The organism is Lacrimispora amygdalina, from assembly GCF_900205965.1.
GTDB lineage: Bacteria > Bacillota > Clostridia > Lachnospirales > Lachnospiraceae > Lacrimispora > Lacrimispora amygdalina_A.
In genome coordinates, this window is the sequence record NZ_OAOF01000001.1 from 101327 (window position 1) to 113794 (window position 12468).

At 41.1% G+C, this 12468-nt stretch carries 14 protein-coding genes; 1 reads left to right on the forward strand and 13 read right to left on the reverse strand.

Annotated elements, in window-relative coordinates; all coding sequences use genetic code 11:
* The first annotated feature begins 30 nt into the window (after positions 1–30).
* Positions 31–282 carry a hypothetical protein gene (locus tag CRO04_RS00485; RefSeq protein ID WP_097002279.1) on the forward strand — a complete coding sequence of 84 codons (252 nt, stop codon included), beginning with the start codon at positions 31–33 and terminating at the stop codon, positions 280–282.
* Here the strand turns inward: CRO04_RS00485 and CRO04_RS00490 are convergent.
* The 13 genes from CRO04_RS00490 to CRO04_RS00550 all read right to left on the reverse strand — a co-directional run bounded on the left by CRO04_RS00490 (position 268) and on the right by CRO04_RS00550 (position 12424).
* The gene (locus tag CRO04_RS00490) at positions 268–1491 is read right to left on the reverse strand and encodes a nitrogenase component 1 (RefSeq protein WP_097002280.1); all 1224 of its coding nucleotides are present in this window, start codon (positions 1489–1491) and stop codon (positions 268–270) included. The two genes, CRO04_RS00485 and CRO04_RS00490, sit on opposite strands and share 15 nt — an antisense overlap.
* A complete protein-coding gene (locus CRO04_RS00495) occupies positions 1478–2761 on the reverse strand; it encodes a nitrogenase component 1 (protein ID WP_097002281.1) in 1284 nt (427 codons plus the stop codon). The genes CRO04_RS00490 and CRO04_RS00495 overlap by 14 nt, the downstream gene beginning before the upstream one ends.
* Complete coding sequence (locus CRO04_RS00500) at positions 2758–3513, reverse strand: AAA family ATPase (RefSeq protein ID WP_097002282.1); 756 nt, start codon at positions 3511–3513, stop codon at positions 2758–2760. Before CRO04_RS00500 ends, CRO04_RS00495 begins: the two co-directional genes overlap by 4 nt.
* A gap of 15 nt (positions 3514–3528) precedes the next feature.
* The gene (locus tag CRO04_RS00505) at positions 3529–4311 is read right to left on the reverse strand and encodes an ABC transporter ATP-binding protein (RefSeq protein ID WP_097002283.1); all 783 of its coding nucleotides are present in this window, start codon (positions 4309–4311) and stop codon (positions 3529–3531) included.
* A 64-nt stretch (positions 4312–4375) separates the two neighbouring features.
* Positions 4376–5419, reverse strand: a complete 1044-nt coding sequence (locus CRO04_RS00510; protein WP_097002284.1) for a FecCD family ABC transporter permease — start codon at positions 5417–5419, stop codon at positions 4376–4378.
* On the reverse strand, positions 5419–6453 hold the full coding sequence (locus CRO04_RS00515; RefSeq protein ID WP_097002285.1) for a FecCD family ABC transporter permease: 1035 nt from the start codon (positions 6451–6453) through the stop codon (positions 5419–5421). The genes CRO04_RS00510 and CRO04_RS00515 overlap by 1 nt, the downstream gene beginning before the upstream one ends.
* Complete coding sequence (locus CRO04_RS00520) at positions 6450–7418, reverse strand: ABC transporter substrate-binding protein (RefSeq protein ID WP_097002286.1); 969 nt, start codon at positions 7416–7418, stop codon at positions 6450–6452. The genes CRO04_RS00515 and CRO04_RS00520 overlap by 4 nt, the downstream gene beginning before the upstream one ends.
* Positions 7419–7592: 174 nt before the next feature.
* Positions 7593–8414, reverse strand: coding sequence for an AraC family transcriptional regulator (locus CRO04_RS00525; RefSeq protein WP_166432436.1), 822 nt, complete (start codon positions 8412–8414; stop codon positions 7593–7595).
* Between the two features lie 186 nt (positions 8415–8600).
* A complete protein-coding gene (locus tag CRO04_RS00530; RefSeq protein WP_097002287.1) occupies positions 8601–9056 on the reverse strand; it encodes a hypothetical protein in 456 nt (151 codons plus the stop codon).
* Positions 9057–9215: 159 nt separating this feature from the next.
* Positions 9216–10010, reverse strand: coding sequence for an SDR family NAD(P)-dependent oxidoreductase (locus CRO04_RS00535; protein ID WP_097002288.1), 795 nt, complete (start codon positions 10008–10010; stop codon positions 9216–9218).
* A gap of 33 nt (positions 10011–10043) precedes the next feature.
* A complete protein-coding gene (locus CRO04_RS00540) occupies positions 10044–10607 on the reverse strand; it encodes a class I SAM-dependent methyltransferase (RefSeq protein ID WP_166432437.1) in 564 nt (187 codons plus the stop codon).
* Positions 10608–10701: 94 nt separating this feature from the next.
* Positions 10702–11265, reverse strand: a complete 564-nt coding sequence (locus tag CRO04_RS00545) for a TetR/AcrR family transcriptional regulator (RefSeq protein ID WP_166432438.1) — start codon at positions 11263–11265, stop codon at positions 10702–10704.
* Between the two features lie 136 nt (positions 11266–11401).
* Positions 11402–12424 carry an FkbM family methyltransferase gene (locus CRO04_RS00550; RefSeq protein ID WP_097002291.1) on the reverse strand — a complete coding sequence of 341 codons (1023 nt, stop codon included), beginning with the start codon at positions 12422–12424 and terminating at the stop codon, positions 11402–11404.
* Positions 12425–12468: the final 44 nt, after the last annotated feature.

The following is a 12468-nucleotide window of genomic DNA, read 5'->3' on the forward strand; positions in this document are numbered from 1 at the left end:
GACAGGCAGCTGATCAGAAAGGGGAAATTAATGAAAAGTAAAGCGATGATAATGATTGTCTGCAGTTGTCTTATTCTTTCCGGCTGCGAAAAAACCAATACCAGCCAGACAGAGGACATCAATAGTGCTCAAACAAAAGTGTCGGCTGCAGACAAGAAACCGGAAGTTGAGAGCAAAACCGACGTAACGGCAGTTTCACAAACAAAAACCCAAAATTATGAAGGATATACCGGTCTTTGTTTTAATCATGAACGCTCTCCTCATCCATTAATCTTTTCTTAACATTTCATTCGCCCACGCAGAAACCAGATTCACTGCTCCACGGAAGCCCACAAGGGGTGGCTCATATGCATGCCTCCATATATTGTCAGGCATTGCGATTTGAAGACTCTGGTCTTTGCCGGCCATTTTAAGCAGCTCACCGCTGCCCATCAAAAAACCTCTGGAATCTTCTGCAATATTCTCTTTAGCGGCTTCATCCAGATAAGCAATATCAGCATCTTTCATTTCCGGACAATCACAGTAACCTTCCACATGGCTAAATCCCAAAAATTCTTTCCCAAATTTGGATATCCCCGATACCACATCTGCATGTCCGGCGAGAATTAATCTGCTCTCTTCTGTATGGACACGCTGATACCGGGACAGCACAACCTGCATTGGTTCGATTTGTTTTGCTGTAATGACTTTTTCATGACAAACAAAGGATTGGTCGTACTCCTTCCCACAAATTGCCGCAATCTGTTCCAGCCACTGAATGGTCCCATCTATTCCGTAAGGACGTGCCATGAGAAACGGTGTGCCAAACCGGTTCTCAAGATATTTAGCGCAGGCTTCCCCCTCCCGCCGGATAACAATATTCAAGTGAGCAGCTCCCAGTTTTTCCATATCGGATATGCTTGTGGCAGATGTCAGCGTACATAGCGGTTCCATATGAAAGGCACCTGATACCAGGCGGGATATCTCAGCTGCATCTCCATGAAAATTAAACATATCTGCACAGGAACCGATAATATTGAAAGTTGGCAGCTCTGTCCTTTTTATATCCTGTGGAAATGTTTTGCAAAGCTTTAGAAGTGTCAATTCTATTCCTTTGTTTCCACTGATATCAAATCCTCCTGAAGTTATTGGAATCAGACGTGTATCAGGCAGACTGGGAGATAATTCCTGTGCAATGGCTTTGATGTCTATCCCAATAACCTCCGGTACAGAGGACGGAAGCAGGAATATATTTTTGATCCCCTGTGTTTCCGATACCCATTCCACTGCACGTGTAAGACGGCTTGTATCCCCCATAGCAATATCTGTTTCACCAATATGAGTTGAATAGAGATTGCTGCCAAACGCCCCCATACGATGCAGAAAAGTTCTTCCATATGCCATGTGTCCCATACACCCAAATTCAACGACTGCCGATTGTTGTATTCCGGATAAGCACCAAAGTGCCCCCATCCTCCCGGAGAGAGGCGGTGCAGTTTTAAGCAGTCCCATTGACAGTCCCCTCCTTTCCTGCTGCAAGAGCCTGGATGATACGGCTGAGCAGCGTAATTGTTCTTTCATAGCCAATGTGACCGTACAAATCCAATACAGAAACATTAGGAGGATTCTTTTGGAATCGTCCTCCCCAATCACCTATAACGATATCCGGGCACAATTCCTCAATTATCTGCCTGTCCATTTGTTCATTGAGCATCAGACAGACGATTGGATTTATATCCTGTTCCATTATTTTTTCTCTCCATATTATATCTGATGAATAAAATTCCGGCATATGTATCATCATTGGATCCATTCCCAGGGATAACAGGTATGACGAAAGCGGCAGAGGCTGTACTGTACCTATGTTTGCACTGATATACCGCAGATTTTCAAGCTGCACCCCCGCTGCCTTCCGGATCTTTTCTGCTTCCTTCCTCTGTTCTTCAAATTCCTGGTGGATTTCTAATCCCAATTGCTGTCCGATTTTGCTATAAGCACATTCTATATCCCCAATGCCATAAATATCATGCAGACTTACATACGGTATATTGTGCTCCTTATCCAGCCACTCAGCTAACGAATTCATAAATGGAGAAATTACAAGATTCAGCCTCGCATCTCCTGCTGAAATAAAATCTTCCAGTGAGGAATCCGGAGCCAAAAAACGTAATGGCACACCCTGATGATTTAAATAATCAATTAAATGAGGCATAGGTATATGTTCTTCCAATGCGCTGCGGCCCAGAATATTAACAATTTTCCCCTTTCTTACTGCCTTTTCAATTACTTGCCCCAGTGCAAGAAGCGTTTTCCAATATCCCTGTTCAAAACTGCCGCATTTAAAGTTGCCAAGTGGTAAATGGATCAGCTTTGCCTTTATTGCCGGCTTCATCTCAAAGCAGATGCTTTCTATATCCCCGCCAATTAACTCCGGCACACAGGTGGCAATTATGAGAATAAGCTTTGCACCTGCCGCATCCATTTCTTCTATCGCTTTAATCAGCCCTTTGCGAAAGCCGAATACGACCTCTTTGCTGTCTAAGAGGTAGGTCCAATGCAGTGCCTCATCCCCATAAGGGGAAGAAAGGACCACATTCCGGCTGTAATATCCACATTCCGGGGTACCGATCATAAGAGTGGACACTCCTCTGATTTTAGCAGCCAGTGACAGTGCTGTGTGCATCGGGCAGTGAACACCTGGAAAAGCTGCAGGGGTAAGCTGCCTGACCGCTGTCATACTCCTGACCGCAGAGAGGCACTTCAGATGCTTAATGTCATTCATTCCTGTTTTCCTCCTTCCAGCAATAAATTTGCCAGCTTTTGATATTTTTTTGCCATATCACTGTCAGGATATGCCTCAACCACTGTCTTTCCCTGTTCTTCCGCCTTTTGTACATAAGGGTCACGTGGAATATGGAAGAGTATCGGAGTATCTATTTCATCAGCGGTTTTTTGAACCTGTTCCGCTTCTCCTTCAAAGTTTTTCGCATTAAAGATGAGACCGCGCAGGCCGGCATAACCTCTGGGCACAAAACTTTTGACAGCATGGGCAATATTAGAGGCCGCATAAAGGCTCATCATTTCCCCTGAGGTAACCACACATACCTCGTCTGCATAACCACCACGAATAGGCATGGCAAACCCGCCGCAGACCACATCACCCAGTACATCATACAGCACCACATCAGGTTTATATACATTGTAAGCCTCCAATTCCTCCAGTTTTTCAAAGGCGGTAATAATGCCGCGGCCGGCACACCCTACTCCTGGTACCGGTCCGCCGGATTCTACACACAAGACACCAACACTGCTTTCATATACAATATCTTCAAGTTCTGCATCCCCCTTGTCACGAAGAATGTCCAATACAGTCGGTATGTTTTTTCCACCTGTCAGGTTGCGGGTGGAATCCGCCTTGGGATCGCATCCAATCTGCATTACGATAAGTCCTGATTTTGCCATAGCTGCCGCAATGTTAGATACTGTTGTTGACTTTCCTATGCCGCCTTTTCCATAAATTGCAATACGTTTCATTATTAAAGTCCTCCACTAAATCAAATGGTATGAATTACACACTGGTCTGCCAGTGCGAAGGTCTGCAGTGATTTCTGCATCAATATAAAAAGTATCACGCAATACACGGGGGGTCATGATTTCCTCCGGTGTTCCCTGTGCTATAATGCACCCCTCCCGGATAGCCACAAGAAAATCGGAAAAACGTGAGGCAAGGTTCAAATCATGCAATACCATAATTATGGTACTCCCACGCTCGCGGTTGAGTTTTTCCAAAAGTTCCAGTACCTCCAGCTGATAAGCCATATCCAGATAGGTGGTAGGTTCGTCCAGCAAAATCAGGCTGCTCTGCTGAGCCAGCGCCATGGCAATCCATACCCGCTGCCGCTGCCCACCGGAAAGCTTGTCAACTTCTGCTGTTTCTACATCGGACAGGCGGGTAATATCCAGTGCCCACTCAATAATTGCCTCATCCTCTTTCTTTTGTCTGCCAACCCCCTCCTGATGAGGAAAGCGCCCATAGGACACCAGCTCTCTTACAGTCAGCCCGGAAGGTGCTGCAGGTGTCTGTGGCAATATTGACATCCTCTTTGCAACCTCCCTGGTTGGAAGGCTTCTGATATCATCGCCGTTTAGCAAAACAGCGCCTTTTTGTGGTTTTAGTATACGGCCTGCAGCCTTGAGTATTGTTGATTTACCGCAGCCGTTAGGCCCAATGAGGGAAGTCACCTTTCCTTCCAGAATACACAGGTTCAGACCATTCACCACAATATGTTCATCATAGCTGAGTTTTAAATCTTTTAATGTTATTGAATTCATTTTTTACCCATCTGTATGCTTCTAGCATACGTTTATTATTTGACTTTTTAACCTGGTTACTTTTTTACCTGGTAACTTTTTCACGCCTTGACAGCAGGTATAGAAAGTATGGTGCACCAATCATTGACACTACCACACCGGTCGGTAATGATGAGGGCTGAATGACAACACGGGCTATCATGTCGCCCACCGATACCAGCAGTGCACCTAATGCAGCACACACAGGCAGCACAATGCGGTACCGGGGACCTGCAATACGGCGTGCCAGATGCGGTGCCATCAGCCCTATAAAACTGATGCTGCCACTCACACAAACACAGGCTCCTGCAAGCATCACCGCCATTACCAGCAGCTTTATCCGCTCCCTGTATACAAAAACTCCAAGTCCGGCAGCTGTTTCCTCACCAAGATTAAGTACATCAAGAATTCTTGCTTTCCCCAGTGCAATGGGTATCAAAATACAGATCCATGGAAGAAGCATAAAAACAAAGGGCCAATTTGCTCCCCATATGCTTCCGATCTGCCATGAGGAAACAAAGGCATATTGCGTATCATCAAGCTTAACTACCAGTAAAGTCGTCAGAGCGGATAAACCTGCCTGAATGGCAATACCAGTCATTACCATGCGCACAGGTGACAGCCCCTCCCCCTTTTTATAGGTAAACAGATATACCAGCAGAGCCGCGCTGCCGGCACCTATAAATGCAAGCAGCGGAAGGGTGATGAAGTCAAATACTGACTGTGTGCCCAAAAAAAGTACATACATTACCACCATCAGTCCGGCACCTGCATGAATACCAAGCAGCCCGGGGTCGGCAAGCGGATTATGTGTTACTCCCTGCAGAAGACAGCCGGATACCGCCAGTCCGGCACCCACCAGCATAGACAGAATAATGCGGGGAAGCCGGAAAGAAAAAAGAACCAGATTCTCTTTTTCACCGCCCTGTCCCAATATGGTATGTAAGGTATTTAAGAAGGGCAGTCGGCTGTAACCGGCATTCAGGCTGATAAGTGCCGATAGGATCAAAAGTATGATGATAACGGTTAATATCATTACGTTTTTCACTCTGATCCTTCTGTTATATTCATTTACTTTTTCCTTTGGCATTAGATACATCTCCTTGTTTTCCGTGATAAATAAAGAAAGAATGGAACGCCAATAAGTGAGGTAATAACGCCGATAGGAACCTCAAAAGGCGGGTTTATCATTCTTGCTCCCAGATCTGCCATAACCAACAAAATCCCTCCCATGACCGCCGCAGATGGAATGACATTTTTGTAGTCAACCCCTACCATGAATCTGGCTGCATGAGGTACAATAAGTCCTACAAATGATACCGCTCCCACAACCGATACGGAAACTCCTGCCAAAGCTACAACCACAACCGTACAAAGCGCTTGTATCAGGCTGTTGTTAAGACCAAGACCTTTTGCAATCCCCTCTCCCATATTTAGTATGGAAACATAGGGAGAAAGTAAAAACGCCCCCAGTAAGGCAGCTGAAATGACAGGTGCCAGAATATAAAACTGCTGCCATGTTATCCCTGCCACGCCCCCTACCGTCCAAAAAAGCACATCCTTTGCTACATGAAAAGCAAGTGCAATTCCCTGGCTTAAGGATGAAAGAAGCGCACTAATTGCCGCTCCTGCCAGCACCAGGTTCAAAGGGTAGGTCTCACCTTTTTGTCCTGCAGCTATACCGCTGATCAACAATGCACTTAACGCTGCACCCAGGAAAGCGAAAAAAATCAGCATGCCATAACCTGCACCTGGTAAAAATGCAAAACATACCGACATCGCAAGAGCTGCTCCTGCATTAATTCCCATAAGACCTGAATCAGCCATAGGGTTACGGGTTGTCCCCTGCATAATCGCACCTGCTGCGGCCAGAGCTGATCCAATCAATGCACTTGCAAGCACCCTGGGCAGCCGTAAATCTATAATCATAAGATGCTGTGTATTGCTTTTGTCAAAGTTCATAAATGCATCCATGACAGTACTGATAGAAATATCTGCAGTACCCTGGGTAATTGAAACGCATATGAGAATCACCAGAATCACAACTCCTGTAATTACAAGTACGTGTGAAGAGACAGTGTGCCTCTTTCCCTGTCGAACTGTTTTCTTATTGGGGTTTATCATTTGATTGTCTCCATCAATTTTTCTGCAGTTAATCGCATTGCCAGGGGCCCAAAGGTATTTAGTGAATCGTCGAAATAAACCACATTTCCATTTTTTACGGCCTCCATATTCCTCCAGACAGAAGAGGCTTCCTGTGATTTAACAAATCCTTTGGCAATGTCTGTGTAATCCATAAAAATCAAGTAATCGGGATTCATATCTGCCACGGCTTCCAGTGAAAAAGTCTCGTAGCCAAACGTATATCCCTGGGGCGCGGTAATACCAAAGGCTGCGTAAAAGTCACTGCTACCGCGTGCAACAAAGGCCCTGCCTCCGTTTGTGCGGAAAATTGCTACGTTTTTGTCCTGTGCACTTAATTCCTCATGCGCGAATGCTATTGCTTCCTCGGTTTCTTTAATAATCTGCTCCGCTGCCTCCTTTTTCCCTACAATCTCAGCACAGGCACGCGTTTGATTCTGCCATGTATCTTTAAAGTCCAGTAAAATAACAGGCGCGATCTGATTCAGCTGGTCGTATATTTCATCCAAACCACTATGCCCCTCAAAAGTTATAATCACGTCGGGCTGTGCTTCCAAAACCGCTTCCAGATTAATTTCTCTCGCACTTCCAAGATCTATGATTTTTTCCCCCATTCGATAGGGGATCAAAGTTTCGTAGGTTTCCACCGCCTGCTGGGCAGTTCCTACTGAGGCTCCTGCCGAAGCAATAACAGGGACACCCAGTGAGTAAAAATATTCCAGATAATTGGAATGGAGGATAGCAATACGCTGAGGCTGTCCTGCCAGAGTTATTTTATTTCCACCAGCATCTACAAACTCGTGTGGCCAAACCGTAGTTTCTAAAGTATGAATACTTTCTGATGATTCCGATGTGACCGAACTATTAATTTGTGATCCATTGGAACAAGCAGACAAAAATCCTGTTGATAAAACAACAGCAAATAAAAAAGAGAGAATTTTTTTCATAATTGTGCCTCCTGATTTATTAGTTAGATACAACTAACCCGCAATTAAGCATATCAATACAGGGGGCTTATGTGAATAGCTTTATCCATAATTTATATGGACATATCCTGAATTAAGTTAACAAATTAAAAATGCCCATGTTAAAACATCGGCACTTTCATCACACAAATAGCTTTATTCTTCCCAAAATTTACTTGGAGGCACTCCAAAATGTTTTTTAAATATACGGCTGAAGTACAACGCATCTGGGTAGCCGATTTGCTCCGCAATTTCACCAATAGGGCTGGATGTTGTTACAAGCAGATCCCGTGCCCGATTCAGGCGATATGTACGCAGATAATCTGCCGGACCCATACCGGCACATTTTTGAAAAATATAGAACAGGCGGTTTTCATTAACTCCATGTTGCTCTGCCAGAGAACTTATAGTTAAATCATCCATATAATGTGCATGAATGTACTCTGATACTGAGTCAAAAAGTTCCTGTGCACCATATTTTGTCTGATTCCTGACACATAAAAAAGTTTCTTCCAGCACTTGCCGAAACAGTGTTTCCGTTTGAAAAGCCGAAAGCCCTCCAGGACGATCGGATACCGTATAGAGCCGGTGAAGTAAATCATATAGCTTCACGCTTTGCCCAACTGTCAGGCTAAAATGCGTATTAGACAATCTAATTGGGGATGGCTCGTTATAGGTTTCATACAGAACAGAAATAAACTCCCAGTCCCCATCTCCAATCACACTCTTACGCATAGTTGCATCAGCAAGACCATGCAATACTACCCCTGGTTTGACTAAATAAGGAGTATTATTAAATTGATATTCGGCGCAGCCGGAAAGGGGAAATACAAATCCTGGATAAGGCGCTGTTTTCTGAGTTCCTTTGCTCCCAGCTGAAATCTTATAGCGGTAGACACCGCGTATTTGAAAAAGAGTAACTGCAAAATGCTCTACAATCTTATTAAATTCTATTGCCAAAGTTTCTCCTCTTTTCATTAATTAAATATTGAGATTGATTGTTTGATTATATCATATATAGGAGCAAAACCCCAGTAAAATCAATGGCTTCAGAAGATTGTTCCAGTTTCAGTATGGTTGCCTGCTATACTAAAAAATACCCTGCACAGCCGCTCTAATGGCCTGCAGGGTATTTTCTAAATAAAGTAATTTCAATAATTAAATTTAATGAACACCAAATTTTTTGCCCCGTTTGATGGTACCATCACTGTTCCATTGTGTATAGACATATGGCCCCCCGTCCGTGGTTCCGTTTTCAGTATAATAATTTCTGTCATTATTATAGTCGTAAGGTCCGGTTACCATTTGCAGAGTACTGGTGTTAAAGTAGTAGACATTACCATTGATTTTCATAATTCCGCCTTGAAGTTCTCCGGAATCCGCTGCATAATACCACGTATCATCTCTTTGAATCCAGCCGGTACGCATAAGCTGATCATCGCCAAAGTAAAACCAGTGGCTTTTATAATTAACCCAGTTATTCGTACAATAATCGCCAGATCCCCATTTGTACTTCACTCCCTGGGGAGTGGTTTCGAAACCGGCAGCAAACACTGGCATCGCAGTTCCTAATGCTATAGCCATAGATAATACTGTAGCTGCCAAATACTTTATTTTCATAGATATCTACCTCCTTATAATTATAATAACTATTTTTGATTCGCCAACATTATATCTTTGGATATAACTGTAAGTCAATGAAAGTTATGGTATTGTAAAGATAAGTAAGGTATTTGTAAAAATATTGGAATTTATTGTTATAAAAGTAAATTTTTATTTCTATCTGTGCAGTTTTTTATTTCTTTTTCTTGTGAAATCAATTATTATTTTATACAATGTGTTTCTCGGGAGAAATTTTTGCATAATTTGTATTATTTTTACATCCAGGCCTGGCAAACTTACCACCCTCCCCTTCTTTAAATCTCTCATTGCCAATTGAACAATTTTATCAGGATCCATAAATTTCATAAATCCTGTTTTCTTCTTAACTACATTCATTCCTGCACTTTCGTGAAAATCCGAATCTATAAAGCCAGGGCATACCACCTGCACACGTATAGCGGAATCTATCAGTTCCATGTAAAGACCTTCTGTAAAATTCAGTATAAATAATTTTGTTGAAGAATATAAGATATTTCTTGGCATCACTGCAAATGCGCCTTCGGAAGATATATTAATCATTGTTCCCCTGTTTCTGACCAGCATTTGTTTTAATATATACTGGCTTAATATAACGACTGCATTTATTTGAAGAAATATAATACGCTCCATATCTTCTTGGGGCACTTCTGAAAATAAAGGCTTCAATCCAAATCCTGCATTGTTAATTAAAACTTCAATCTCATCATCCCTGATCTCATTAAGCAGAAAATTTACCCCCTCTGCATTTGCCAGATCCACAATAACTGCTTTTACCTTTACGTTGTACATATTCTCTATATTTATTGCATTTGCTTTTATCTTATCTTCCCTTCTGCCGGTTATAATAAGATTATATCCTTTTTTCGCATATTCCTTCGCATAAGCCAGACCGAGTCCGCTGGTTGCACCTGTTATTAATGTCACATTCTTCATTGTTTTCTCCTGAATTCACTTATTAGATTTTATTTACTTCTTTTTATATACTGCGCTATATGTATCACCAGATAAAATACAGCTTTCTCTGTAAAATCCATTACTTATCATTAATTCTTCTATCTCATTAACAGGCATACCATCATCTTCTCTTTGTGGCTCTTTAATAAGTAATCTCCCATCGTCTTTTAAAACTCTGAAAAATTCACTTACGATTCCGCTTCTTAACTTCTTTGAAACCTCGTGCAAAGCATAAAAAATATATATGATATCAAATGATTTTTCATTCAATTGCAGTTCTGGAAGCTGTCCAATAAAAAAATCAACATTATTATAATTTCTCATTCGTAATTTTGCTTTATTCATCCAGAACTCTGATATATCCACACAAGTCAAATGTCCATTTGATTTATATAGTTTTTTTGCCAAATGTCTGGATCCGGCACCCGAACCACTTCCAAAATCCAAAATAGTTTCATTTCCTTTAATTCCTAATTGATTGATATACTTTTTATAAATAAAACTAAATGCTCTGTTGTTTCCTAATTCGTCAATAAATCTGTATAAAACTGACGCTTTTTTATAACTTAAATCCATTTTAATTACCTCCATGGTTCCAATGAACCTAATTCATTGACACTTATTCATTAGATAAGTATTTTTTTACCCCGGAAATTTACCGAGGTAACTGTCATTTCAATATTTTTTTAACAATCGACATTACTTTTTCTGCTTTTTCTTCTGGTGTCAGGGTATCATCATTTACAATCGGGGATTGCCCATATACAATGAACCTTGATGCACTTTTAGGATCTTCAACTTTTAACTGTCCTTTTTTGTTAAGACAGACAATAAAGTTTTCTATATATGGCTGAATCTTATCATTCATTACAATTTCTAACTGCTTGTGAAATAATTGATTCCCATCTTTATGAAAAAACTCGTGATACTTTTCTTTTCCATCACTTCGGATAAAAGCAGTCACTATTTTTTCATAGTATGCATCCGGTGATTCTTCCTCTGTTTTAAGAATCTCAATTAAAGGGGTAAGGCACTCATCGGCATACAAAGTAATGGCATATTCATATAATTCATATTTTGACTTAAAATAGTTGTAGCAAAGTCCTGGTACGACATTGACTGCTTTTGCAATGTCCTTCATGGAAGTTGCCTCATAACCTTTTTCACAAAATAATCTCATAGCATTATCTGCTATTTCACGCTTACGGACTTCTGGTTCTTTTGATATTCTCATTTGCATCCTCCTAAAATCAAATTATAGTCCTCGAATGAATAACTGTCAATGAATTTCCATCAATATCACCTTCAGGCTGAGTAAAATTATTTACAACAGTCTGAAGGTTTTCTCATAGTCTGGAATTGTCTGAGTTCTATAATGCATATAATACATATTCCGTAGGCACAAGCGGAAATCCATAATAGCGCAGATAAAACTGATAAGACGGATCAATTTCATTAATAATACGTGCCAGCTTCCATAGGTCTTTATGATTATGATAAGCGCTCAATGCCATTTTAGGATGATACTGGGCAATCTTATTCCTGCATCCTAATAATGCACCCTCTTCTCCGCCCTCGATATCCATCTTAATAAACGTGACTTCCCCCTTAATATCATCATCTATGGTAACGGTTGGTGTCTTGATCGATCCATCCTTTAAAAGTTGGCGTACAGAGGAAACGCCATCTTCCTCTAAATACATAAATCCTTTTTTATCACTTACGCCCTTCTCACGCACTACCACATTTTCCAGTTTAAACATTTCGATGTTTTTATAAATAGATTGTACGTTTGCGGGTACAATTTCATAACAATATATCTTCTTATAGCAGCTTTTACCATACATATTTGTATATTGTATCAAAGTATCCCCTATATAAGCTCCAATATCCACAAAAACCTCATTATTGGTGCAGTGAATCAAATCAAAATCAAAATACTGGCTAAAGCACTTATCACAGATATCTCCAATCAATGTTTTATCAGTTTTAAGCCAATATGAAAGGATATTTAACAATATCTTCTTAGACCTGTAATCACCAAGCCGCTCATACAGCCATTCAAAGTCCTGTTTATGATTTACTAATGCATCTGCACGGTTATCCACCAGATCATATATTTCCTTATCAGGATTATAACCACCCCACAGACTGCTGTAGTGGTTATAATAACTAATAATTGCGTTATATGATGGACCATCTTTTTTCTGACAAAATTGTAAATTCTGTTTAATTCCTGCTTTAATGTCTTCCAGATTACGTTCTCCTATAAAATCCATCAGCCGTCCAAAATATTTATCAACCTGAATCGACATTGTCTCATCCTTTACAGGATATCCTTTGTCCAGTAATGCATTATCTATTATTTTAGAAGAAGCACTTTGTTTTGACATCTTCTCTCCTTTTCATTATTATTGCCTCTACTATATTATTCAAA

Bases quoted from the DNA above. Each gene is read 5' to 3' on its own strand.
- CRO04_RS00485 (WP_097002279.1), top strand. From the start codon at position 31: ATGAAAAGTAAAGCGATGATAATGATTGTCTGCAGTTGTCTTATTCTT.
- CRO04_RS00490 (WP_097002280.1), bottom strand. From the start codon at position 1,491: ATGGGACTGCTTAAAACTGCACCGCCTCTCTCCGGGAGGATGGGGGCA.
- CRO04_RS00495 (WP_097002281.1), bottom strand. From the start codon at position 2,761: ATGAATGACATTAAGCATCTGAAGTGCCTCTCTGCGGTCAGGAGTATG.
- CRO04_RS00500 (WP_097002282.1), bottom strand. From the start codon at position 3,513: ATGAAACGTATTGCAATTTATGGAAAAGGCGGCATAGGAAAGTCAACA.
- CRO04_RS00505 (WP_097002283.1), bottom strand. From the start codon at position 4,311: ATGAATTCAATAACATTAAAAGATTTAAAACTCAGCTATGATGAACAT.
- CRO04_RS00510 (WP_097002284.1), bottom strand. From the start codon at position 5,419: ATGCCAAAGGAAAAAGTAAATGAATATAACAGAAGGATCAGAGTGAAA.
- CRO04_RS00515 (WP_097002285.1), bottom strand. From the start codon at position 6,453: ATGATAAACCCCAATAAGAAAACAGTTCGACAGGGAAAGAGGCACACT.
- CRO04_RS00520 (WP_097002286.1), bottom strand. From the start codon at position 7,418: ATGAAAAAAATTCTCTCTTTTTTATTTGCTGTTGTTTTATCAACAGGA.
- CRO04_RS00525 (WP_166432436.1), bottom strand. From the start codon at position 8,414: ATGAAAAGAGGAGAAACTTTGGCAATAGAATTTAATAAGATTGTAGAG.
- CRO04_RS00530 (WP_097002287.1), bottom strand. From the start codon at position 9,056: ATGAAAATAAAGTATTTGGCAGCTACAGTATTATCTATGGCTATAGCA.
- CRO04_RS00535 (WP_097002288.1), bottom strand. From the start codon at position 10,010: ATGAAGAATGTGACATTAATAACAGGTGCAACCAGCGGACTCGGTCTG.
- CRO04_RS00540 (WP_166432437.1), bottom strand. From the start codon at position 10,607: ATGGATTTAAGTTATAAAAAAGCGTCAGTTTTATACAGATTTATTGAC.
- CRO04_RS00545 (WP_166432438.1), bottom strand. From the start codon at position 11,265: ATGAGAATATCAAAAGAACCAGAAGTCCGTAAGCGTGAAATAGCAGAT.
- CRO04_RS00550 (WP_097002291.1), bottom strand. From the start codon at position 12,424: ATGTCAAAACAAAGTGCTTCTTCTAAAATAATAGATAATGCATTACTG.